The organism is Massilia sp. NP310, assembly GCF_019443485.1.
GTDB classification, from domain to species: domain Bacteria; phylum Pseudomonadota; class Gammaproteobacteria; order Burkholderiales; family Burkholderiaceae_D; genus Telluria; species Telluria timonae.
Genome location: NZ_CP080379.1, coordinates 5,576,899 through 5,599,234, shown reverse-complemented (window position 1 = coordinate 5,599,234; position 22,336 = coordinate 5,576,899). Strand labels below are relative to the sequence as shown.

The window sequence follows — 22,336 nt, the reverse complement described above, 5'->3', positions numbered from 1 at the left end:
GAGAATCAGGAGAACGAGATGGCATCAGTGATTACCGCACCTACTTACGATCCGATCACCACGGCGACCGCCCTCGCCGAAAAATATGTCGCCGCACGGCGCGATATTCTGACGTCGCAGACCCGCATCGCCACGGCGACCGAGCGCGGCCTGGCAGATCTGGGGACCGCGCTGTCGTCGTTCCAGGCCAGCCTTACGGCGTTGACGGGAACCGGGAAGACGCTGTACACCCAGTCGGCCAAGTTCAGCGACACCGGCATCGGCTCCGGCACTGCAAGCGCGTCCGCGGCGCCGGGAACCTACGCTTTCTTCGTCAAGCAACTGGCCACCTCGAGCCAGGTCGCATTTGCCGGCCTGAAAGACGACACCGGTGTCAGTGGCGAACTGGTCGTCAAGATGGGCGGCACCGAGGCGTTCAAGATCAACATGACCACTGCCGATGCAGACAAGAACGGCACCCTGACGCCACGCGAACTGGCGGCGGCAATCAATGGCGCGCCCGGCAATGCGTCCAAGATCACCGCTTCGGTGATCACCACCGGGACGACCTCGGAACTGGTGCTCACTGCAAAAGGGACCGGTAGCAACACCCAGATCACGCTCGACACCGCCGGCATCAAGCCGCCCGCACAATCCAGCCTGGTCGCGGCCAATGGCTCGATGCGCACTCTGGTAGCCGCCCAGGATGCAATCATCCATGTCGGCAGCGAGGGCGGCACGCCGATCACCCAGAGCAGCAACACGTTCACCAATATCGACGGTGTGACGATGACGTTCACCAAGGCGCAAGCGGCCGGTTCGCCTCCGGTCTCGATCACGGTCGGGCAGGACAGCGCATCGACCATCGCCAATGTCCAATCGTTCGTCGACGCCTATAACAAGCTCTGGACGGCCTTGAAGACGCTGACTTATTCCGGCGACCCGACAAGCGGCGCCGCGGCAGGGATTTTTGCAGCCGACGGTGGTGTAAGGGCGTTGCAAGACCGCCTGGTCAGCCTCATGCGTCCGGTGAGCGGCAACACCCTCGCCTCCTTCGGCATCGTCGCCAGCAAGGACGGCACGCTCGAGCTGAATAGCGAACGCCTGAAGAGCCAGATGGCGATCAATCCCGGTGGCTTGGACAAGCTCATCGGCAGCACCTCCGCTGCCGGCGCCAGCGGTATTGCGAACGAGCTGGATAAGTACCTGAAGGTCTGGAACGACGCGGCCAACGGGCAGATCACGAAACGAAAGTCGGCAACCCAGGAACTCCAATCGAGCCTGACAGACCGCGAAGCGCTGATCGATCAACAGTATAACGCCGCGTATCAGCGCTATCTCGGGCAATTTACACAGCTACAAAGTATGCAAAACATCATGAACAGCAATGTATCGCTGTTCGATGCCCTGTTCGGCAACGACAACGATTAAAGAGAACCACATGTCCTATCAAGAAGCCTACGGCAGCTACCACGCCGTCAACCTGGACGCGCAAACGTCGCGCGCCTCGCCGGTCGAGCTGGTCCTGTTGCTCACCGACGGCCTGCTCGACGAGCTGGCGCGCGCGCGCGCCCACATCGTCGCGCGCCGCTACGAAGCCAAGGCCAAGAGCATCGACAAATGCGTCGAGATCATCAATGGCCTGTCGAGCTCGCTCGACTTCGAGAGCGGCGGCGAGACCGTGGCCAACCTGGCGCGTATCTATGACTTCTGCGCCACCCGCCTGAACGGCGCCGGCATCAAGCTCGACCCGACCATGGTCGACGAGGTGATCCAGGTCCTGACCACCATCCGCCAGGGCTGGAAAGGCGTGCAGGAACGTAATGGATAGGAGCGCCGCCATCGAGCGCCTGGCAACGCAGCTGCGCGACGCGAGCGCAGGCGCCGATTGGGACCTGCTGGAACGCGCGGTGCGCGCGCTCGGGCCGCAGTTGCAGGCGCTGGCCGGACGCGGAAACTGGAGCGCGCGCGAACGCGCCGCCCTGGCCCGGCTGCGCGCGGCCCACGATGGCGCCGCCCGCGCCAGCGCCGATGCGGCGTCGCACCTGCAAGCCCAGCTGGGCGAGATGCGCGACAACAAGGAAGGCTGGATGGCCTATGCCCTCGCGGGCGAACTCGAATCAGGCAGCACCCCATGATGAACTTTTCCATGAACAGCGCGATGAATGCCATGAATGCCGTCGGCGCCAGCGCCGGCAAGGTCGCCGTGAACGGCGCCCCGCTCGACGCGGCCGCGGCGCCTGATGGCGCCCAGCCGGGCATGCCGGCGGACGCGGCGGCGCCGCAGCCGGCCGCCGAGGCGCTGCCATTCCAGCAGTGGATCGCCCTGGGCGACGTGGCGCCCGGGACCGACGCGGCGCTGCCGGTCGACGGCGCCGTGCCCGAGGCCGCACCGCAAGACCCTGGCGCCGACCAGCCGGACGACACGACCGCACAGGATGCGGTGGCGATCGATGCCGCACTGGCCGCACTGTCCGTGATCACGCCGCAAGCGGCGCCGACCGCGCTGCCGGCCATGATGATGGCGATGCCGGGCGCCAAGCCCGGCGCCGCCAACGATGGCGCCAACGTCGGCGCCAACGCCGCCGCCGTGACTTCCGCCGCACCCGCCACCGATGCCCTGCTGGCGCTCGACGCCGAGCCTCAGGCCGCGGCCCGCGGCGCAGCGGACGCCGCTGCCCTGCCGCTGCCAGCCGCGGCGCCGGCCGCGCCGCGCACCGACGCCGCCGTGGCCCAGGCGCTGCCGGCCGCCGCGACCCCGGCCACGGCGGGCGCCGCCCCGGCGCACACCGCCCCGGCGCTGGACGCTGCCCCGGCCGACGGCGCCGAGCCCGCGCCCACGGGCGCCACCACCGGCGTCGCCGGCGCCGCCAGCCAGCCGGCCGCGACCCGCGGCGCCGACAGCGTCACGCTCGCCGGTCCGCCGACCGCCTGGCGCCAGACCCTGCAGGAAGCGCTGGGCGACCGCCTCCAGCTGCAGCTCGGCCGCGGCATGGAGCAGGCCACGATCCGCCTCGAGCCGCCGATGCTGGGCCGGATCGAGATCTCGGTACGCCACAGCGGCGGCAGCCTGGAAGTGTCCATCGCCGCCTCCAACAGCGAAGTGCTGCGCCAGCTGAACACGGTCAGCGACAGCCTGCGCAACGACCTGGCCGGCCGCCAGTACAGCAACGTCTCGGTCAACGTGAGCGAGACCCCGCGCGCCCAATCCACCGCCCAATCCACCGCCCAATCCACCGCCCAGGCCGGCAACCAGCCGTCCGGCCAGCCCGGCGCCGATGCCGGGGGCCGCGGCCGCCAGCAGAGCGAGGAAGAACAGCGCCAGCGCACGCCCGGCCTGGCCCTGAACGACGCCGGCGACGCCGGTTCCCTGTTTTCGATGAATAACCGCGACTAAAGACCATGAAAGCAAAACTGATCATCGCCTTTGCCGGGGTCGCCGTAGCGGCCGCCGCCGCCGCGGGCGGCGCCATGTGGTACATGAACCCGGCGCCCGCCGCGGGCGCCGTGGCCAAGCCGGCCCCCGAAAAGAAGCCGACCAAGTACGTCACGCTGGACAAGGTGATCGTCATGCTGCGCCGCGCGCCGAACGAGCAGGCCGCGCACTACCTGTCGGTCGACCTGGTGCTGGCCACCACGCCGGCCGAGGAGAAGGAAGCCAAGGAACAGCTGCCGCTGCTGCGCTCGATCGCCGTCTCGGCGCTGTCGGCGCGCACCATGGCCGAAGCCTCGAGCATGACGGTCGACCAGTACGCGGCCGAGCTGAACAAGGTATTCGACGCCAACTATGAAAAGGAAAACCACATCAAGCCGTTTTCCGAAGTCATGGTCGGCAAGCTGATCATCGAGTGACACCATCGCGGGTGACCACGTGGCCTATATGACCGATTACCTCGACGTTGCCGCCGGCGCCTGCGCCGACTATGGCGAGGCGCAAGCCGCCGGCATGAGCGCCCAGGACGAGGGGCGCCACCTGCTGGCCTACGCGCCGCTGGTCAAGCGCATCGCGCGCCAGCTCGGCAGCCAGGTGTCGGGCGCGTTCGGGCGCGAGGACATGGAACAGATCGGCCTGATGGGACTGCTCGAAGCGCTGCGCCGCTACGGCCAGCCCGACGCCGGCTTTTCGAGCTATGCGGCGCTGCGCGTGCGCGGCGCCATCCTCGACGAGCTGCGGCGCCAGGACTGGCGTCCGCGCGCCGTGCGCCAGGACAGCCACCGTCAGCGCGACGCCTTGCGCGCGCTGACCCGCAGCCTGGGCCGCGAGCCGAGCGAGAAAGAGGCGGCGCAGGCCCTGGGCCTGTCCTTTGATGAGTATCAACAGTATCTGCTCGACGACAGCGCCGAGGAAATGCTGAGCTTTGACGAAGTCTTGCAGGAAGCGGTCGCCGACGCCCACCATACGCCCGGCCCGGAAGAACAGTTCATGGTGCGGCGCAGCCTGGAACAGGTGCTGACCACCCTCAACGAAAAGGAGCAGCGCGTGATCCAGATGATCTACGAGTTCGAACTGAGCTACAAGGAAATCGCCGCCGTGCTCGACCTGTCCGACGCCCGCGTCTGCCAGCTCAACAAGAGTGCGCTGGCCAAGATGAAGGCCGCGCTCCAGCGCGACTGAACCGAATCACAGAATAAGCCAGAAAGGCCCTAAGTCATGCAGCAACTACTCGGCATCGCCATCGTGCTCGGCGCCATCTTCGGTGGATTCACCATGATGGGCGGCACCTTCGCCTCGATCTTCCACCCGGTCGAGATCCTGATCATCGGCGGCGCCGCCTTCGGGGCGCTCGTGCTCGGCAATCCGCGCCACGTGCTGTCCGAGATGGGCCACCAGCTCAAGAAGGTCGCGGCGCGCAAGAAGCACGACTCGGAATTCCAGCGCCAGCTGCTGCTCCTGATGTACGAACTGCTGCAGACCGCCGCCGGCGGCCTGAAGGCGCTGGACGCCCACGTCGAGGCGCCCGCCGAAAGCCCGCTGTTCCAGCGCTATCCGGCGATCCTGGCCGAGCCCAAGCTGCTGGCCTTCATCGTCGACAACTTCCGCCTGATGGCCATGGGCAAGATCAACGCCCACGAGCTGGAAGGCGTGCTGGAGCAGGAACTGGAAGCCATCCACGAAGAGCTGACCCAGCCGTCGAAATCGCTGCAGAAGATCGCCGAGGCGATGCCGGGCTTCGGCATCCTGGCCGCGGTGCTGGGCATCGTGATGGCCATGTACTCGGTCTCGGGCGGCGCCGATTCGGGCGAGATCGCCGAGAAGGTCGGCGCGGCCATGGTCGGCACCTTCATCGGCATCTTCTTCTGCTACGGCGTGCTCGAACCGCTGGCCAACCTGATGAAGCAGACCGTCAATTCGGACGCCTCGACCATGGAGACCGTCAAGGTGGTGCTGTGCACCCACGTGGCCGGCAAGCCGGCGCTGCTGGCGATCGACGCCGGACGCCGCCTGATCCAGCTGAACACCAAGCCCAGCTTCGCCCAGCTCGAACAGTGGATCAACGCCATGGGCGGCGAAGACGAATCGCAGAACAAGCGGCGCCGCGGCAGCGACCGCATGGCGGGGTAACACGTGTCGAAAACGAACGACAAGCACGAATCGACCATCGTCAAGCGCGGCGGCGGCAAGCACCAGCACGACGAGCACGGCGGCGCCTGGAAAGTGGCGTTCGCCGACTTCTGCCTGGCCCTGATGGCGCTGTTCCTGGTGCTGTGGCTGATCGCCGCGCGCGAGCAGCAGAACCTGAAGGCGATCGTGCACGACGCCACCAGCGCCGGCATGCTCGAGGGGCAAGGCCAGAAGCCGGCCATCGCCACCGAGCCGAGCGGCAGCCTGATCGAACGCTTCGACGTCCCGCGCACCGGCAATGCCGGCACCAGCCAGCCGGGCAGCCCGAGCGCCCCGAAGGTCGGCTATGAGACGCCAGCCGACCTGGCAGCATTGTCCAGGGCCCTGACCGAGCTGTCGGTGAACGCCGGCCTGGCCTCGAACCTGGCCACCGTCGTCACGCCCTACGGCTTGCGCGTGATGCTGCACGACACCGACAAGCAGGGCATGTTCATGCGCGGCAGCGCGCTGCCCACCGGCCGCTTCGCGCGCCTGCTGCAGAAGATGGGGCCGCTGTTCGCCCAGATGCGCAACCAGATGCTGATCATCGGCCATACCGATTCGAGCCGCTACGCCGGCATCGACAAGGGCGGTTACTCGAACTGGGCCCTGTCGACCGACCGCGCGCTGGCCGCGCGCGCCCAGCTGCTCACCGGCGGCATGCAGACCTCCACCATCCTGCAGGTGGTCGGCATGGCCGACCGCGGTCCGCTGCATCCGGAAGACCCGCTGGACGGCATGAACCGCCGCATCGAACTCCTGATCCTGACCAGCGCCCAGTCGCGCGCGGTGGCGAACATGTTCGGCGCCCCCGGCAGCAATGGAACGGCGCTGGGCAACGGCGCCACCGTCACGCTGCCCGACGCGACGGCGCTGGAAGAATTGCGCGGCCAATTGCCGAAAACGCCATGACGATCCAACCGAAATCCCGAGGTAACCGCATGAAAATCACCGGCTCATCCAACGCCGCCGTCGCCAGCGTCACTGTCGGCGCCCAGACCGTGGCCGCGCCGGTCCAGGCCGAGATGCCGGCGGGCGCCGGCGCCGCCCTGCAATCCGAGGTGCTGAAACCGGCGTCCGAAGCCCTGCGCGCCATGCCCGACTTCGACGCCGCCCGCGTGGCCGAGCTGCGCGATGCGCTGGCGCGCGGCGAGCTGCCGTTCGACCCGGGCCGCCTGGCCGGCCTGATCCAGAAATTCCACGGAGGACGCTGATGGCCACCCTCACCCGCACCCAGGCCAATGCGCTGCTGCTCGACGGCGTCCAGCGCGACCTGCACGAAGCGGCCGCCATCCACGCCCTGCTGGAACGGCAGTTCGAGGCCGCCGTGCGCCACCGCAGCGTTGAACTGACGGCGCTGGCCGAAGACCTGGCGCCGCTGCTCGAGGCCATGGAAGGCCGGCGCCAGCAACGCCTGCGGCTGGTGCGCGCCCTGCTCGGCGCGCAAGCCACGATGGAACAGTACATCGCCAGCCTGACACCGGCCGCGCGCGCCACTTTTGACGCCGCCTGGGCCGAGCTGGAAACCATCGTGCGCGCCTGCAAGGAAGCGACCATCCGCAATGGCCAGCTGCTGGCCGAGCAATACTCCGTGATGCAGCGCGTGCTGCACGGCGAGGATGGCATCTATGCGCCACGCTGATTTCTCCATCGCGCCGACCGCCGCCACGGCGGCCACGTCGGCCACCGCCGCGACCCGTCCGACCGCGGCCATCGGCGACGGCGGCGGCGCCGGCTTCGGCCGCCTGTTCAGCGAGCTGCAGGGCGAAGTGAACGCCTACATCCAGCACGGCGACGTCGACGGCGGCGCCGCCAGCAGCCTGAGCGCCGAAGGCGCCCTGCTGCGGCTGCGCGCGCAAGGCTTGATCATGGGCGAGGACGAGCGCGTCGACCCTGCCACCGCCAGCGGCGGCGCTGCCGCCAACACGCCGGAGCAGCAGGCGTTCCTGGACAGCATCGCCCCCTGGGCGCGCCAGGCCGCGCGACAACTCGGCGTGGCGCCGGAACTGGTGCAGGCCCACGCCGCGCTCGAATCGGGCTGGGGTCAGCGTCCGCTGCGCACCGCCGACGGCGCGAGCAGCCACAACCTGTTCGGGATCAAGGCCGGCGCCGGTTGGGAAGGCGCCGCCGGCGAGTCCACCACCACCGAATACGTGAACGGCGCCGCGCTCAAGACGCGCGAGCGCTTCCGCGCCTATCCGGACGCGGCCAGCGCCTTCCAGGACTATGCGCGCGTGCTCACCGATAATCCGCGCTACCGCGCCGCCCTGAACACCGGCAACGACGCCCAGGCCTTCGCCCAGGGACTGGCGCGCGGCGGCTATGCGACCGATCCCGGCTACGCCGCCAAGCTGGCCCGCATCGCGGCCAGCCTGCAAGGGAACCAGGAATGACGGACTATTCGCCCAGCGGCATGTCGATCGGCTGCACCGCGCCGGCGCCGAGCACGCGCATGCGCACCACCTGGCCGCTGGCGCTGTTCTTGACCCGCACCACGGCGCCGCGCGCGCCGGCGTCGAGCGCCTCGCCCGCCATGCTGACCTCGATGCCGTCCTCGCGCGCCGTCATGACCACGGCGTCGCCGCGTTTCACCACGATCGGGGCTACCAGCTGGCTGGCGCGCAGGACCTCGCCCGCGCGCAGGCTGCGCCGGCTCGACTGGCCGACCGCTTCCTCGGGCAGGCCGATCGGATCGCGCAGGTTGGTCACGTCGCGCCGCTCGAGCGTGACGTCGGATTCGCCCAGCGTCTGGTTGGCGCCCACCGGCGCCGCGGTCACCGCCACCAGCGCCGACATGCGCGCGCGCACCACGAAGTCGTGGCGCCAGCCCTGTCCGTCCGGGCAGCGCGCCACGAAGCGCATGCGCGCCGGCTGGCGCGTGTCGAGCGCTTCGACGCTTACCGGCCCCTTGCAGGCGGGCGCCGGACGGCTGCTGACCACGTTCAGGTCGAACTCGGGATCGCCCAGAGCGCTGGCCGCGGCGACCTTCTCGAGTTGCTCGCGCGCGGCTTGTTCTATTTGTACGGAAAGAGTTTGCGCCGACCACGCTGTGGTGCACAACAGACAGGTTACAATACTTATTGTTGCCGTACGGAAAGCAATCATTGGACAATACGGGTCAGGCGGAAAGGCCCATTCTAACCAAGTTCACTGCAGTTCACTGGAGAATCGCCATGTCGATTAATTTCAAGGAAGCCCTCGGCGTCAGCGCCGACGCGCTCCAGCTGCGCGCCGAACGCACCCGCGTGCTGGCCGCCAACATCGCCAACGAAAGCACGCCCGGCTATACGGCGCGCGACATCGACTTCGCCAGCGTGATGCAGGACCGGATGGATGCCGACGACGGCCTGCCGACGCTCTCCGAGGACGGCCCGCTGTTTCGCGTGCCCTACCACCCGAGCGCCGACGGCAATACCGTCGAGATCGGCGTCGAGCAGGCGGCGTTCTCGCAGAACGCTTCCGATTTCCAGACCAGCCTGACCTTCATCAATATGAAGCTGCGCGGCCTGAACAAAGCCATCACTGGCCAATAAGGAGCGCTGAATGGGTTTCAAAGACATTTCCCTGATCGCCGGCTCGGCCATGGCGGCCCAGACCGTGCGCATGAACACGATCGCCAGCAACCTGGCCAACGCAAATGCCGTGGCTACCACCGAGGCCGAAGCCTACCGCGCCCGCAAGCCCGTGTTTTCCGCCGTGCTCGACGGCGAGGGCGTGGCCAAGGTGCAGGTGCTGGACGTGGTGCAGTCGAGCGAGCCGCTGCGCCGCGTGCATGAGCCGGACAATCCGCTGGCCGACGCCGACGGCATGGTCTTTTACGCCAACGTCAATGAAGTGGCCGAGATGGCCGACATGATGGCCGCCTCGCGCGCCTTCGAAACGAACGTCGAGGTCATGGGCCGCATCAAGTCGATGCAGCAGTCCCTGATCCGCATGGGAGAAAGCTGATCATGGTCACCACCACCAACAACTTCGGTTTCAGCAGCAATTACAGCAGCACCAGCACCAGCCCGGCCGGCGTGCCGATGAGCGAGAACAAGGACATGTTCACCAAGCTGCTGGTGGCGCAGATCCGCAACCAGGATCCGCTGGCCCCGTCCGATCCGGCCACCTTCGTCAACCAGCTGTCGCAGCTGTCGCAGACCGAGGCGCTGGAAAACATGACCCAGACCACGGCCGCCAGCGCCACCATGCTGCAGAGCCTGCAGGTGCTGGCGATGGGCGGCCAGGTCGGCAGCCAGGTCTCGGTCGAGACCAGCCGCGTGGAACTGGGCGACGCCGCGATCACCGGCAGCGTGCGCCTGGAAGGCGCCAGCACCCTCACCCATGTGATCCTGACCGACGTCGCCGGCAAGCAGACCAGGATCGAACTGCCGCCGCACGGCGCCGGCGGCCAGGCATTCACGCTCGACCCGGCGCAGCTCGGCCTGCCGGCCGGCAAGTACAGCATCGCGGCCGAGTCGTCGGACGGCACCAAGCCGGCGATCGAGATCGACGGCCGCCTGAACAGCGTGCGCCTCGATTCGACCGGCGGCATCCTGATGCAGGTGGCCGGCGTCGGCGAAGTCGAGCCGGGCTGGATCACGGGTTTCAACGGTAAAAACACGTCCGCCGACCTGGCGCTGACCAACTAAGCAAAGGATTCCCCATGAGCTTCAATATCGCCCTGTCGGGCATCCAGGCCATCAACGAGCAGCTGAACACGCTGTCGAACAATATCGCCAACGCCGGCACCTACGGCTTCAAGAGCAGCCGCGCCAACTTCTCGTCGGTGTACGCGGGCGACATGGCCAACGGCGTGCAGGTCGGCTCGCTGACCCAGGACATCAACAAGAACGGCAGCCTGCAGACCACCGGCCGCGGCCTCGACGCCGCCATCCTCGGCCGCGGCTTCTTCACCAGCCGCGACGACCAGGGCGTGGTCTCGTACTCGCGCGTCGGCATCTTCAACACCAATGCCGACGGCTACCTGGTCGACGCCACCGGCAAGCGCGTGCAGGGCTATGGCCCGACCGTCAACGGCGTGATGGGCACCATGGGCGACATCGAAGTCCCGACCGGCCAGATCCCGGCCGTGGCCAGCACCCGCGTGGCCTATTCCGGCAATATGTCGAACGAGTGGGTCGAGCCGACCGCGGCCTTCGACATGAACAACCCGAATACCTACAATATGGTCAAGCAATCGGTGGTCTACGATTCGCTGGGCACCCAGCACACCGTCTCGCAATACTTCGTCAAGACCGACGACGACGTCGTGACCGTGCACTACAGCCTGAACGGCGCCGCGCCGACCGGCGCCGGCTTCGCCATGAACTTCGACACCAATGGCCGGATCGAAGCGGCCTCGGTCAACGGCCCGGACCTGGAACTCACCCCGCCGGGCGCGGAACCCCTGGAGTTCAACTTCGACTACAGCGGCACCACCAAGCTGGCCGGCGCCGCGACCCAGAACATCAACCGTCCGAACGGCTATGCCTCGGGCACCTTCGTCGGCGTGGAACTGGCCGAAGACGGCTCGATCGTCGCCAAGTACAGCAACGAACAGCAGCAGGTCGTGGGCACCGTGGCGCTGGCCACCTTCCCGGACGAGGGCAGCCTGGTCCCGACCAGCGACACGACCTGGGTCGCCAACGCCAACTCGGGCGCGCCGCTGTACACCACCCCGGGCGTCGGCCTGGCCGGCAAGCTGTCCAAGGGTTCGCTGGAAGGCTCGAACGTGGACATCACCTCGGAACTGGTCGGCCTGATGACCTCGCAGCGCAACTACCAGGCCAACTCGAAAGTGATCACCGCCGAGAACCAGATGATGCAGTCGCTGATGCAGGCGCTGTAAGCATAGGCCATGGACAAGTTCATCTTCACCGCCGTCAGCGCCGCCCAGCGCACCCTGCAGGCGCAGCAAGTGCGCGCCAACAACCTGGCCAATGCCGACACTCCGGGCTTTCGCGCCAATATCGAACTGGCCTCGAGCCAGGCGCTGGCCGGCTACGGCTACGACGACGTGCACCTGGCGCGCGGCATGGCCGATGCCGTCTCGACCCGCAACGGCACGGTGCGCGACACCGGCCGCGCGCTGGACGTCGCCGTCAACGGCAACGGCTACCTGGCGGTGGAATTCGACAACGGCGAAGCCTATACCCGCGCCGGCGCGATCGACATCGACGCCAACGGCGCGCTGTCGGTGGGTGGCCGCCCGCTGCTGGGCGAAGGCGGGCCGATCGTGCTGCCGCCGCACACCGCGGTCGATATCGCCAATGACGGCACCATCTCGGTGATGCCCGAAGGCGGCACCCTCACCCAGATCATCGACCGCCTGCGGCTGGTCAGCGCCGACGGCGCCCAGCTGGCCAAGAACGAAGCCGGCCTGATCGTCACGCGCGACGGCGAGCAGCTCGCGGCCGACCCGAACGTCACCGTGCGCGGCCGCGCCCTCGAAGGCAGCAACGTCTCGGCGGTCGAGGAGATGGTGGCCGTGATGAGCCTGAACCGCAGCTTCGAACTGCAGATGAAGATGTTCAAGACCAGCGACAGCATGAACGAGTCGGGCAACCGGCTCATCGGCGCCTGAATCGCGAAATAAGGCGACACTTAATTAGGGAGCAACCATGAATCCAGCAATGTGGATCAGCAAGACCGGCGTGCAGGCACAGGATGCCAAGCTGCAGGCCATCGCCAACAACCTGGCCAACGTCAACACCGTCGGCTTCAAGCGCGACCGCGTCGTGTTCGAAGACCTGTTCTACCAGGTCGACGCCCAGCCGGGCGCCCAGAACGCCGACAACACCGTCAACGGCGGCGTCCAGCTCGGCAACGGCGTGCGCGTGGTCGGCACCCAGAAAGCCTTCACCAACGGCAGCCTGCAGACCACCAGCCAGCCGCTCGACGTCGCCATCTCGGGAAACGGTTTCCTGCAGGTGCTGCGCCCGAACGGCGAACCGGCCTACACCCGCGCCGGCCAGCTGAAGGTCGATCCGAACGGCACCCTGACCAATGCCCAGGGCCTGGCCATCGTCCCGCAGATCACGATCCCGCAAAATGCCAGCGGCGTGACCATCGGCGAGAACGGCGTGGTCTCGGTGACCTTCCCGAACCAGCCGGCGCCGCAGGAAATCGGCCAGATCAACCTGACCGCCTTCATCAACCCGACCGGCCTGCTGGCCCTGGGCGACAACCTGTTCCAGGAAACCGCCGCCAGCGGCGCGCCGAACGAAGGCCGTCCGGGCGACGCCGCCTTCGGCACCCTGAAGCAGGGCGCGCTGGAAGGCTCGAACGTGCAGGTGGTCGAAGAGATGGTCGACATGATCGCCGCCCAGCGCACCTACGAGATGAACACCAAGGTGCTGTCGGCGGCCGACAATATGCTGCAATACCTGTCGCAGGCGGCGCGCTGATGAAAGCCCTGGCTGCCCTGCTCTGCGTCATGGTGCTGGCCGGCTGCGCCACGCCGGCGCAGGTCGCCATGCGCGACGACGATGACGACCACATGCCGCTGCAGCGCATGGCGCGCGGCGGCGTCTCGGGCGGCGTGTTCACCGCCGACACCGTCTCGCTGACCTCGGACAGCCGCGCCTACCGCGTAGGCGACGCCGTCACCGTGATCCTGCAAGAGACGACCCAGGCCAGCAAGCGCGCCGGCACCAGCATCTCGAAGGGGTCTTCCATTGGCATTTCTCCGCTCGCCGCGCTGGGCAAGGTCTACGACAAGGCGGCGGTCGACATCACCGCCGACCGCGATTTCCAGGGCGACGCTACCAGCACCCAGCAGAATGCGCTGTCCGGCTCGCTGACCGTGATCGTGCAGGAAGTGCTGCCCAACGGCCTGTTGCGCGTGGCCGGCGAAAAGAACCTGATGCTGAACCAGGGCGAGGAATTCGTGCGCCTGAAGGGCTTCGTGCGCGCCGCCGACGTCGACGCCGACAACCGCGTGTCCTCGCTGCGCGTGGCCAATGCCCGCATCGCCTATTCGGCGCGCGGCGCGCTGGCCGAGGCCAACCAGCCGGGCTGGCTGACGCGCTTCTTCAACAGCCCCCTGATGCCATTCTAAGGTCGACATCATGAACCTGCGCCGCATTGTTCCCCTCATGGTCGCCGCCGTCCTCGGCTGCGCCATCTTGCCCGTCCAGGCCGCGCAAGCGCTGCGCAACCTGGTCAGCGTCGAAGGCGTGCGCGAGAATCCGCTGGTCGGCTATGGCCTGGTGGTGGGCCTGAACGGCTCGGGCGACTCGACCCAGGTCAAGTTCGCCAGCCAGTCGGTCATCAATATGCTCAAGCAGTTCGGCGTGCGCCTGCCGGAAGGCGAGGACGCCAAGAACAAGAACGTGGCCGCCGTGATGGTCTCGGCCACCTTCCCGCCCGGCTACCGCCGCGGCCAGAGCATCGACGTCACCGTCTCGTCGCTGGGCGACGCCAAGAGCCTGCGCGGCGGCACCCTGCTGCTCACGCAACTGCGCGCGGCCGACAACGAAGTCTATGCCCTGGCCCAGGGCAATGTGGTGGTCGGCGGCCTGAACGCGACCGGGCGCAGCGGCTCCTCGGTCACCGTCAACACCCCGACCGCCGGCCGGGTGCCCAACGGCGCCATGATCGAGCGCGAGATCGCGACCGACTTCGCGACCCGCCCGCAAGTGATGCTGCGCCTGCGCCAGCCGCATTTCGAGACCGCCACCAACGTGGTCAATGCGATCAACAAGCGCTACGGTCCGATCGCCACCACCCTGGACGGCACCAGCGTCGAAGTCATCGCGCCGGAGAATCCCACCGAGCGCGTCGCTTTTGTGGCCGCCCTGAACGCGCTGAGCGTGGAAGCCGGCATCGAAGTGCCGAAAGTCGTGTTCAACTCGCGCACCGGCACCGTCGTCATCGCCGACGGCCTGCGCGTGAAGGCGGCCGCCGTGACCCATGGTTCGCTCAAGGTGATCATTTCGGAGAGCTCGCGCGTCAGCCAGCCGGGCCCGTTCGGGCGCGGCCAGACCGCCGTGACGCCGGAATCGAAATTGTCGGTCGACCAGGGCTCGGGCCAGATGTTCCGCTGGCCGCCGGGCGCGCGCCTGCAAACCATCATCGACACCGTGAACAGCCTGGGCGCCTCGCCCGACGACATCATGGCGATCCTGCAGGCCCTGGACCAGGCCGGCGCGATCGAAGGCGAACTGGTGGTGATCTGATGCGCATCGACGATCTTCGCAACGCCTCCATGCCTCTCGGCGCCGCCGATCAGGCGCCGGTCGCGCCAGCCGCCGACCAGCCCGACCCGGCCTACGTGGCGAAAGCCACCCAGGCCGCGGTCGAGTTCGAACGCTTCTTCGTGAGCCACATGCTGCGCACGATGCGTTCTTCGACCCGCGCGATGGCGGCCGAGGACAGCGTGTTCAACAACCGCGTCAACCAGGACATGCAGGACATGGCCGACGACCTGCTGGCCGGGAATATGGCCGGCCAGCGCGCCTTCGGCATCGCCGACGCTATCCTGCGCCAGCTGGTGCCGGGCGCCACCACCGGCAAGCGCTGAGCGGTCGACCCGATTTACATCTAATACTTAATAAACGGCAATAATCGGTCGCCCTGTTAGGTTAACGCAGGTTAAGCCTGTATCGAGGACGAATTCGCATCATGACGATCATCAATAATGCCCTGTCGGGCGCCCTCGCCGCCCAGCTCGCACTGTCGGCCAGCAGCCACAACATCGCCAACCTGCAGACCAAGGGCTATACCCGCCAGTCGGCGCTGTTGATGGCGGTCGGTCCGGATGCCAGCGGCCGCTCGGCCGGCAATGGCGTGCAGGTGACCTCGCTGCTGCGCTTCTCGGACAACTACAAGACCCAGGCCATGTGGCGCGCCAATTCCGAGCAGGGCATGTACTCGCAGTCGCAGCCCTACCTGACCCAGCTCGAGAGCGTGATGAGCGACGCCTCGGCCAGCCTGTCGGCCGGCATCGACGACTTCTTCAAGGCGATCAACGCGGTGGCCGGCGACCCCGGTTCGACCCCGCTGCGCCAGCAGGTGCTGACCGCGGCAGGCCTGATGGGCGAGCGCTTCAATGGCCTGAACAACGTCTTCAACACCCAGCTGACCTCGGTGCGCCAGCAGCGCAGCGCCCTGGTCGACTCGGCCAACGTCGACATCGCCACCATCGCCCGCCTGAACAAGCAGATCATCGAGACCCAGGCCAGCGGCGTGTCGGCGTCGAGCCTGATCGATGCGCGCGACCAGGCCATCGACGACCTGTCGAGCAAGATGGCGCTCGAAGTGTCGGACAATCCGGACGGCAGCCGCGACGTCTCGCTCAAGAGCGGCCAGGCGCTGGTGATCGGCAGCATGCACGGCACCCTCAAGGCGGCCCCGAGCGCCGATTCGCCGCAGGCGTTCTCGATCAGCTTCGCCAACTCGACTTTCGCGCTCGACGCCGGCAAGATGGGCGGCCAGCTCGGCGGCCTGACCCAGTTCGAGATCAATACCCTGCTGCCGCTGCAGGAAGACGTCGACTCGCTGGCCGAGCAGATCGCCACCCTCGTCAACGAGCAGTTGGCGGACGGTTTCACCGCCCCCGGCGTGGCCGGCACCCCGCTGTTCGTCTATACCCCCGGCAATGGCGCCAACATGCTCAAGACGGTCGAGGGCTTCAAGGCCCAGGACCTGGCGTTCTCGAGCGACGGCACGCCGGGCGACACCGGCAACCTGCAGATACTGGCCGCGCTCAAGGGCCGGTCGATCGAGCTGCCGAACATCGGCAACGTGCTGCTCAGCGACGCCGACACCCAGATGCTGGGCAAGCTGGCCGTGGACAGCAAGATCAACAAGGCCGCGCTGAAAACCGCCGAGACCGTGCGCGTCCAGTCGATCAACGACTGGCAGTCGACCAGCGGCGTCAACGAAGACGAGGAAGCGGTCAAGCTGGTGGAGTTCCAGCGCATGTACCAGGCGAACATGCAGGTGATCTCGATCGCCAATTCGCTGTTCGACGCCACCCTCGCCATGATGCAATAAGGAGAGCAGCATGCGTATCGCCACTGCCCAATACCAATCGACGATGAACCAGTCGCTCCAGAACAACCAGGAGCGGCTCAGTTACATCATGCGCCAGCTGGACACCCAGAAGCGCATCCTGCTGCCGTCGGACGACCCGGTCGACAGCGTGCGCCTGTCGCGCCTGGCGCGCGAGGAGTCCACGGTCGGCCAGTACCGCAGCAATATCTCCTCGCTCCAGCTGCGCCTGACCAAGTCGGAAGGCTATCTGAGCAATATGGTCACCGAGATGATCCCGGGCCGCGACCAGCTGGTCTGGGCCCTGGACGGCGCCAACACGCCGGACGACCTGAAGGCCATGATCGCGCCGCTGCAATCGCTGCGCGACAGCCTGTTCTACACCGCCAACACGATCGACGAGGAAGGCAACTACCTGTTCGCCGGCACCGCGACCAAGACCGCGCCGCTGGCGCTCGACGCGGACGCGGACGCCGGCGCGCGCTACCGCTTCGCCGCCAATACCAATGCCCAGCTGGTCGTGGTCGGCAATGGCCTGACCCAGCCCGCCAACGAGAACCTGGCCGGCCTCGAAAAGCTGCTGAACCAGATCGACGCCACCATCGAGGTGATGTCGCAACCGGGCGCCACGCCCAACGACCCGGCCGTGCGCGCCGTGCTCGAAGCCAACCTGAACGGTTTCGACGATGCGCAGGCGCTGATCTCGAGCAAGGTCGCCGACCTGGGCGGACGCCAGAACATCATCAAGACCCTGGACGACAACCACGCCAACATCAGCCTGTCGAACAAGATGGCGATCACCGACATCGGCGCGCTCGACGTCGGCGTCGCCGCCACTGAACTCAACGGTTACTCGACCGCCCTGCAGGCGACCTACAAGGCCTATGCCAAGATCGGCAACCTGAGCCTGTTCAATGCGATCTGATGGCCATGGAAGCACTGCTCAGACCAACCAGCACGACGACCGCCAGCGGCGCCAACCCTAACGGCGGCGCCGTCAGCGGCAACACCGGCGCCCAGAGCACGTCGGCCACCGGACGCGCGCATGCGGTGCCGCCGGCAAGCTCCGCCGACCGCGCCGTCAGCCGCAGCGCGCCGACGGCGAGCCCGTTGCGGCGCGGCGTCGGCATGCAGCAGAACCAGGGCGAAGTGGCGCGCGCCCAGCAGGCGCTCGACTACCTCGAACGCATGGCCAGCCAGCTCGAAGCGCTCAAGGCCGACCTCAGCGCGCGCCTGTCGGGCCGCGGCGCCGCCTCGCGCGAACTCGAAGCGCGCGTGCGCCAGCTCAGCGCCGCCCTCGAGGCGCGCCGCCAGCAGGCCGGCGACGGCCTCGACGCCCAGCTCGACTTCGACGCGGTGCAGGGCGCCCAGCAGCGCTTCCGCATCCAGGGCCTCGACATCGCCTCGCTCAAGGCCGGCGGCACGCAGACCCTGGGCTTTTCGGTCGGCAGCGCCGGCGGCCCGCAACTGGCCACCACGATCGAACCGGGCATGACGCCGGAAGAGACCGCCCGGCGCCTGGACCGAACCCTGGCCCCGGTCAAGGTGCGCGCCGGTCTCGACCAGGACCGCGAACTGGTGTTCCGCACCAGCGAATCGACGTTCGCCGGCGTCAAGGATGCGATCGCGGTGACCGGCCGCGGCCGGGTCGACACGGTCGCCCTCCCGTCCTCGCTCGAGCCGAAAGAATGGGAACTGGGCAACCCCGACGCCCTGCGCCAGAGCCTGCGCGAAGTGGTGCAGGCGCTGGCCCGGGTGCGCCGCTCGCAGGACGCCGCCTCGCTGGCGCTGAGCACCGCCATGGCGCGCAGCGCCCAGCCCGAGATCCCGAGCGCCGAACTGGCCATGATCGCGCGCGACTTCGCCTCCACCGCCGCCAGCCACGACTACGAGTCGCTGCTGGCCATCACCTCGGCCCTGGTCGGCGTCAGCCGCGAACGGGTGCACGCCCTGCTCGGCCTGCGCTAAGCTGCACCAGGATGGCCGGGACTTGACCGTTCCGGCCACCGATACAATCGATGACTGGTCACGGTCGCATTTTCATGCGATAAAGCAATGGTAGCAACCTTCGGTTGCACGACATTCCCGACCAGGATTATCGCGCCATGCTGACAACTTCCACCACCGGACTCGCGTCCCAGCCCGCCGCCAGCCAATACGGCGACATCCGCACCAACCTCACGCAGTCGCTGCTGGCCCAGAATCCCGGGCTGAAGATCATCGATGCCCAGGTCAAGCGCGACGACGCGCGCCTGTCGTCCATCGGCAAGATGGCGCTGGCGCTGGACGGCTTCCGCTCGGTCGCGGCCGGCCTCACCGGCGGCAAGCTCGACATGCTGGCGAGCGCCAGCGGCAGTGCCCTGTCGGCGAAGCTGAGCGCCGCTTCCGCCAACCCCGGCAAGTATAGGATCGACGTGCAGCAACTGGCCCAGGGCCAGACGCTGGAGACCAGGGCGGTGGCGGACAAGGACGCGGCATTGGGAACCGGCGGCGCCAGCGTGATCACGGTCGAGACCGGAACCGGCGCGAATGCCAAAAAGACCACGGTGCGCATCGATCCGGGCAACAACAGCCTCGAAGGCATCGCCAAGGCCATGCGCGAAGCCGGCCTGGATGCCGGGGTCGCCAAGGATGGCGACGGCTATTCGCTGAGCCTGACCGGCGCAACGGGCGCAGCCAACGGCATGCGCATCAGCGTCGCCGGCGATCCGGTATTGGGGGGACTGCTCGCTTACCAGCCGGGCACGGAAGGCGGCATGCAGCAGGTGGCCGCGGCCCAGGATGCGCGCCTGGTGGTCGACGGCAAGACCGTCACGTCCGCCACCAACTCGGTCACCGAGGCCATCCCCGGCCTGAACCTGACCCTGGAAGAGACCGGCAAGAGCGAGGTCGAGGTGCGCAGCGATCCGGCCGCGATCGCGGGCAACGTCAAGGATTTCGTCAAGGCATTCAATGACCTGAACACCCAGCTGGGCAAGCTGGAAACGGGCGACGACCGCTCCGACACCACGCTGCTGCGCATGCGGGCCCAGATCGGCAACATCGTCAACGGCAGCAGCGTCCGCGACCTGGCCGGCTTCGGCATCACCCGGAAGGATGGCGCGCTGGTGCTGGACGAGGACAAGCTCAAGGCGGCCATCGCCGCCGATCCGGCGCGCGCCAACAAGGTGTTCAGCGACAAGGGCGGCCTGGCCGACCGCCTGGTCGATCAGGTCAACAAGCAGATCGGCGCCAGCGGCAACCTGGGGGTGGAGGCGGCCAGCGTGATGCGCGAGCGCGACCGCCTGCTCGAGCAGCGCGACAAGGTGATCGACACCGTGACCCGCCAGGCCACGCTCATGGCCCAGCAATACCAGCTGGCCGGCAGCGGTGGCGGACTGCTGTTCGGCGGCGGGCTCGGGCGACCGATGTCGTCGTTCGATTACATGGCCTGATATCGTATAGGGGTATCGGGAGTGGTTCTTAGTCTTGCCACTCCCTGACAATCTGCGCCAGTTCTTCACGCGTCATCTTTCGGGCCTTCAGTATTCGGACAAGATCGGCCTTGGACACCGGCGTGTTCGCCAGCAGCATAGGAAGGTCTTCGGGTCTCACTGGCTCGCCCCAGAGCGGCGCTGTAAAGTTCGGCTTGTCGGAGACGACTGTCCTGGTTGCGACCGGCGCCTTAATGTTCACATAGACGATGTACCGGGTATGCCCTTCGGGAAACGCGTAATCTTTGTAAAGAGCGGTTCCTGCAGGCAGCATGTGGTAGGCCCTCTGCTGTGCTTCAGGTGTGAGCACTTCCAGCAGGAGCGGCTCCTGTAGTTCCAAGTGAGTCGCGTTCTGCATCATTGGTGCTCCAAGTTTTTGAAATGCCATACCGCTAGCAAACATGGCCGCCAGCATTCCTGCGAAACCAAGGAGTCGTAGCCCATTCATCGCTTGTCCTCATATGTTCATTCTTGGTCTTCTTGGCCGAGGGGCTTTCCAGCGTTGCCTGGAAATCTCTGGGTGGCCATGCCAGCCGCCGGGATCAGCAGCTTGTCGGGCGTCAGTTTTAACTTGCAAGGAACTTCTGGAGCGTCCATGGTTGCCTTTCCACTGATATCACTCCAATACCGGCCGACGGCGAGTGACCCAACGGGATATACCTTGAGGCCCGCCAACTCTACTACTGCAGAGCCGGGCAAGAATGTGGCCTCGAAATCAACATTCTCGGAGGTTCCATGGCAAGCGACGTCTATCTGCAAATTGATGGGATTAAGGGCGAGTCCCAGGACAGCGGGCATAAGGACTGGATCGAATGCAGCTCAGTCCATTGGGGGATCATGCAACCGCGTTCGGCGTGCGTATCATCGGCGGGCGGACACACTGCCGAGCGCTGCGAGCTTGACGATATCATGTTTCACAAGATCGCGGATTTGGCTTCGCCCATCTTGATGCAGACCTGCGCTACCGGCAAAACCATCCCGAAAGCCAAGTTTGAATTCATGCGCGCCGACGGGGACGGCAAGCCCATCAAGTATTTCGAGATCGAGCTTGAAAACGTTCTTGTCGGGCAGATCACCCCGAGCATCGAGGCCGGCTCATTGTTGTCCGAGAATGTGTGCCTCAAATTCTCAAGGGTAAAGTGGCGCTACAGCCAGCAAAAGATCGGTGGCGGCAGCGGCGGCTCCACGCTAGGCGGCTGGGATCTGAATCAGAATCGGATCGCGTGCTAGGCCATGTACATCGATGTAGAAAGGTTTACAGCGCATCTTCGCGAGAAATCGGAGGCGCGGAGCCAACGCAAATGCGCTAGATTCGTTCGCCAGGCTCTGGCTGCCGGCGGCGCACACACGAAAGGAGCGCATCCCGTTGACGCCAAGGATTGGGGGCCTATGCTGCTGCGCCTCGGCTTTCATCAACTGACGGTCAAAGACTCAGACAAGTTTATTCCCATGAAAGGCGACGTTGTTGTGCTTCAGCCTTACGAGGGCGGAAACCCCTCAGGGCACATCGCCGCTTTTGATGGACGCATTTGGATCTCCGATTTTCGCCAGATCGACTTTTGGTCCGGCCCCGGCTACCGAAGAAAGAGGCCCGCCCATGTCTTCTATCGCCCTTAAGCATTTTGTCGCGCTCGCCATGTTCCTCATCGCGGGCGGACCGTTCTTCGCTCAGGCTCAGGCTCAGCCTCGCTTTCTTCAAGATCCGCTCATCGGCTTGCGCTACGAACCCACCAAGATCCATTTTGAACCTGTGCCGCAGCAAGTCGTCTCAAAGTGCGAGGCCCTCTCGGGAAATCAGCACATGCGCGGGGTTTGGTTTGTTTTCGGCCTGGCTGGCGACGCGACCGGACGAACCTTCTATCTCGTCAACGGATACGAGATCAGGAGCAAGCCAGAGCCCCCAGACTTTCCAAGGTACAGCGCTGGGGGCTATGGGCTTCTTCTGGTAGTCAACGGGCATGAGTGTCAGCTCATCGACGCGGACGCCCGGCAGTCTTTCGCAGATCGTCTATTCGATGAAGAGCTTCCGCAGCATATTGTCCAAAAGCTTGCGAATAATTTTGCAACGCGGATGAAGAATGCGTTCGGTGGAGCATATAAGCTTCGTGTCGAGATAACCAATCAGCGTATCGATCTCGACGCACTTCCAGAAGAGATTAAAGCATCGCTTCGTGACCTTCGAGAAAAATAGATAAAGCCAACCCTTCCTGGTTGACTCCTCGGTAAGCGAACCCGCTTTGAAGTCAACCACGGCTCCGCTTTCAGGCGTGGTCGTTCGGAAGCCAACCATCGCCGCGTGGAC

The 22,336-nt window shown here is 66.4% G+C and carries 30 protein-coding genes; 27 read left to right on the top strand and 3 right to left on the bottom strand.

The window, feature by feature from the left end; all coding sequences use genetic code 11:
* The first annotated feature begins 18 nt into the window (after positions 1 to 18).
* The 11 genes from fliD (KY496_RS24745) to flgJ are packed head-to-tail and all read left to right on the top strand — an operon-like array spanning position 19 to position 7,974.
* On the top strand, positions 19 to 1,410 hold the full coding sequence (gene fliD / locus KY496_RS24745) for a flagellar filament capping protein FliD (protein WP_219862876.1): 1,392 nt from the start codon (positions 19 to 21) through the stop codon (positions 1,408 to 1,410).
* 10 nt (positions 1,411 to 1,420) lie between these two features.
* Entirely contained in the window at positions 1,421 to 1,810 is a 390-nt protein-coding gene (gene fliS / locus KY496_RS24740) for a flagellar export chaperone FliS (protein WP_219862874.1), read from the top strand.
* Complete coding sequence (locus KY496_RS24735) at positions 1,803 to 2,117, top strand: hypothetical protein (protein ID WP_219862872.1); 315 nt, start codon at positions 1,803 to 1,805, stop codon at positions 2,115 to 2,117. The genes fliS and KY496_RS24735 overlap by 8 nt, the downstream gene beginning before the upstream one ends.
* The gene (locus KY496_RS24730) at positions 2,114 to 3,376 is read left to right on the top strand and encodes a flagellar hook-length control protein FliK (RefSeq protein WP_219862870.1); all 1,263 of its coding nucleotides are present in this window, start codon (positions 2,114 to 2,116) and stop codon (positions 3,374 to 3,376) included. The genes KY496_RS24735 and KY496_RS24730 overlap by 4 nt, the downstream gene beginning before the upstream one ends.
* Before the next feature lie 5 nt (positions 3,377 to 3,381).
* Entirely contained in the window at positions 3,382 to 3,831 is a 450-nt protein-coding gene (locus KY496_RS24725) for a flagellar basal body-associated FliL family protein (RefSeq protein WP_184235045.1), read from the top strand.
* Between the two features lie 28 nt (positions 3,832 to 3,859).
* Complete coding sequence (locus KY496_RS24720) at positions 3,860 to 4,594, top strand: FliA/WhiG family RNA polymerase sigma factor (protein WP_184235048.1); 735 nt, start codon at positions 3,860 to 3,862, stop codon at positions 4,592 to 4,594.
* Between the two features lie 36 nt (positions 4,595 to 4,630).
* On the top strand, positions 4,631 to 5,542 hold the full coding sequence (gene motA / locus KY496_RS24715; protein WP_005668603.1) for a flagellar motor stator protein MotA: 912 nt from the start codon (positions 4,631 to 4,633) through the stop codon (positions 5,540 to 5,542).
* Between the two features lie 3 nt (positions 5,543 to 5,545).
* Positions 5,546 to 6,493: a flagellar motor protein MotB gene (locus KY496_RS24710; protein WP_219862868.1), complete on the top strand. Its 948-nt coding sequence runs from the start codon at positions 5,546 to 5,548 to the stop codon at positions 6,491 to 6,493.
* Positions 6,494 to 6,522: 29 nt separating this feature from the next.
* Positions 6,523 to 6,795, top strand: a complete 273-nt coding sequence (flgM, locus tag KY496_RS24705; protein WP_071360150.1) for a flagellar biosynthesis anti-sigma factor FlgM — start codon at positions 6,523 to 6,525, stop codon at positions 6,793 to 6,795.
* Entirely contained in the window at positions 6,795 to 7,223 is a 429-nt protein-coding gene (gene flgN / locus KY496_RS24700; RefSeq protein WP_219862867.1) for a flagellar export chaperone FlgN, read from the top strand. Before flgM ends, flgN begins: the two co-directional genes overlap by 1 nt.
* Positions 7,210 to 7,974 (top strand): flagellar assembly peptidoglycan hydrolase FlgJ, encoded by a 765-nt coding sequence (flgJ, locus tag KY496_RS24695; protein WP_005668599.1) that lies wholly within the window; start codon positions 7,210 to 7,212, stop codon positions 7,972 to 7,974. Before flgN ends, flgJ begins: the two co-directional genes overlap by 14 nt.
* Before the next feature lie 4 nt (positions 7,975 to 7,978).
* Here the strand turns inward: flgJ and flgA are convergent, their stop codons facing one another.
* Entirely contained in the window at positions 7,979 to 8,641 is a 663-nt protein-coding gene (flgA, locus tag KY496_RS24690; RefSeq protein ID WP_229409855.1) for a flagellar basal body P-ring formation chaperone FlgA, read from the bottom strand.
* Between the two features lie 113 nt (positions 8,642 to 8,754).
* On the opposite strand from flgA, the gene flgB reads away from it, so the two are divergent.
* From flgB to fliD (KY496_RS24625), 13 genes are all read left to right on the top strand, one after another.
* Positions 8,755 to 9,114 (top strand): flagellar basal body rod protein FlgB, encoded by a 360-nt coding sequence (gene flgB, locus KY496_RS24685; protein WP_005668595.1) that lies wholly within the window; start codon positions 8,755 to 8,757, stop codon positions 9,112 to 9,114.
* Positions 9,115 to 9,124: 10 nt separating this feature from the next.
* Positions 9,125 to 9,529: a flagellar basal body rod protein FlgC gene (gene flgC, locus KY496_RS24680; protein ID WP_005668593.1), complete on the top strand. Its 405-nt coding sequence runs from the start codon at positions 9,125 to 9,127 to the stop codon at positions 9,527 to 9,529.
* Between the two features lie 2 nt (positions 9,530 to 9,531).
* Positions 9,532 to 10,215: a flagellar hook capping FlgD N-terminal domain-containing protein gene (locus tag KY496_RS24675; protein WP_005668592.1), complete on the top strand. Its 684-nt coding sequence runs from the start codon at positions 9,532 to 9,534 to the stop codon at positions 10,213 to 10,215.
* Positions 10,216 to 10,229: 14 nt separating this feature from the next.
* Positions 10,230 to 11,414: a flagellar hook protein FlgE gene (locus KY496_RS24670; protein ID WP_219862865.1), complete on the top strand. Its 1,185-nt coding sequence runs from the start codon at positions 10,230 to 10,232 to the stop codon at positions 11,412 to 11,414.
* Between the two features lie 9 nt (positions 11,415 to 11,423).
* A complete protein-coding gene (locus KY496_RS24665; protein ID WP_219862863.1) occupies positions 11,424 to 12,149 on the top strand; it encodes a flagellar basal body rod protein FlgF in 726 nt (241 codons plus the stop codon).
* Positions 12,150 to 12,186: 37 nt separating this feature from the next.
* Positions 12,187 to 12,972: a flagellar basal-body rod protein FlgG gene (gene flgG / locus KY496_RS24660; RefSeq protein WP_005668586.1), complete on the top strand. Its 786-nt coding sequence runs from the start codon at positions 12,187 to 12,189 to the stop codon at positions 12,970 to 12,972.
* Positions 12,972 to 13,625, top strand: a complete 654-nt coding sequence (flgH, locus tag KY496_RS24655; protein WP_005668584.1) for a flagellar basal body L-ring protein FlgH — start codon at positions 12,972 to 12,974, stop codon at positions 13,623 to 13,625. The genes flgG and flgH overlap by 1 nt, the downstream gene beginning before the upstream one ends.
* A 10-nt stretch (positions 13,626 to 13,635) precedes the next feature.
* Positions 13,636 to 14,745 (top strand): flagellar basal body P-ring protein FlgI, encoded by a 1,110-nt coding sequence (locus KY496_RS24650; protein WP_219862861.1) that lies wholly within the window; start codon positions 13,636 to 13,638, stop codon positions 14,743 to 14,745.
* Positions 14,745 to 15,089 (top strand): rod-binding protein, encoded by a 345-nt coding sequence (locus KY496_RS24645; RefSeq protein WP_219862859.1) that lies wholly within the window; start codon positions 14,745 to 14,747, stop codon positions 15,087 to 15,089. Before KY496_RS24650 ends, KY496_RS24645 begins: the two co-directional genes overlap by 1 nt.
* A 101-nt stretch (positions 15,090 to 15,190) precedes the next feature.
* Positions 15,191 to 16,564 (top strand): flagellar hook-associated protein FlgK, encoded by a 1,374-nt coding sequence (flgK, locus tag KY496_RS24640; RefSeq protein ID WP_219862857.1) that lies wholly within the window; start codon positions 15,191 to 15,193, stop codon positions 16,562 to 16,564.
* A 10-nt stretch (positions 16,565 to 16,574) separates the two neighbouring features.
* Positions 16,575 to 17,486: a flagellar hook-associated protein FlgL gene (flgL, locus tag KY496_RS24635; RefSeq protein WP_219862855.1), complete on the top strand. Its 912-nt coding sequence runs from the start codon at positions 16,575 to 16,577 to the stop codon at positions 17,484 to 17,486.
* Between the two features lie 5 nt (positions 17,487 to 17,491).
* Complete coding sequence (locus KY496_RS24630) at positions 17,492 to 18,529, top strand: hypothetical protein (protein ID WP_229520359.1); 1,038 nt, start codon at positions 17,492 to 17,494, stop codon at positions 18,527 to 18,529.
* Positions 18,530 to 18,666: 137 nt separating this feature from the next.
* The gene (fliD, locus tag KY496_RS24625; RefSeq protein WP_219862852.1) at positions 18,667 to 19,995 is read left to right on the top strand and encodes a flagellar filament capping protein FliD; all 1,329 of its coding nucleotides are present in this window, start codon (positions 18,667 to 18,669) and stop codon (positions 19,993 to 19,995) included.
* A gap of 28 nt (positions 19,996 to 20,023) precedes the next feature.
* On the opposite strand, the gene KY496_RS24620 is transcribed toward fliD (KY496_RS24625), so the two are convergent.
* Together KY496_RS24620 and KY496_RS27325 are read right to left on the bottom strand one after the other, a co-directional pair.
* On the bottom strand, positions 20,024 to 20,482 hold the full coding sequence (locus tag KY496_RS24620) for a hypothetical protein (protein WP_157225638.1): 459 nt from the start codon (positions 20,480 to 20,482) through the stop codon (positions 20,024 to 20,026).
* Positions 20,483 to 20,499: 17 nt separating this feature from the next.
* Positions 20,500 to 20,631 carry a hypothetical protein gene (locus KY496_RS27325; protein ID WP_267877508.1) on the bottom strand — a complete coding sequence of 44 codons (132 nt, stop codon included), beginning with the start codon at positions 20,629 to 20,631 and terminating at the stop codon, positions 20,500 to 20,502.
* A gap of 138 nt (positions 20,632 to 20,769) precedes the next feature.
* Between KY496_RS27325 and KY496_RS24615 the strand changes: the two genes are divergently transcribed.
* The 3 genes from KY496_RS24615 (at position 20,770) to KY496_RS24605 (ending at position 22,225) form a co-directional block, all read left to right on the top strand.
* The gene (locus KY496_RS24615; RefSeq protein ID WP_005668568.1) at positions 20,770 to 21,264 is read left to right on the top strand and encodes a type VI secretion system tube protein Hcp; all 495 of its coding nucleotides are present in this window, start codon (positions 20,770 to 20,772) and stop codon (positions 21,262 to 21,264) included.
* 159 nt (positions 21,265 to 21,423) lie between these two features.
* Positions 21,424 to 21,651 (top strand): CHAP domain-containing protein, encoded by a 228-nt coding sequence (locus tag KY496_RS24610; protein WP_219862850.1) that lies wholly within the window; start codon positions 21,424 to 21,426, stop codon positions 21,649 to 21,651.
* Positions 21,632 to 22,225, top strand: a complete 594-nt coding sequence (locus tag KY496_RS24605; RefSeq protein WP_040777014.1) for a hypothetical protein — start codon at positions 21,632 to 21,634, stop codon at positions 22,223 to 22,225. Before KY496_RS24610 ends, KY496_RS24605 begins: the two co-directional genes overlap by 20 nt.
* Positions 22,226 to 22,336: the final 111 nt, after the last annotated feature.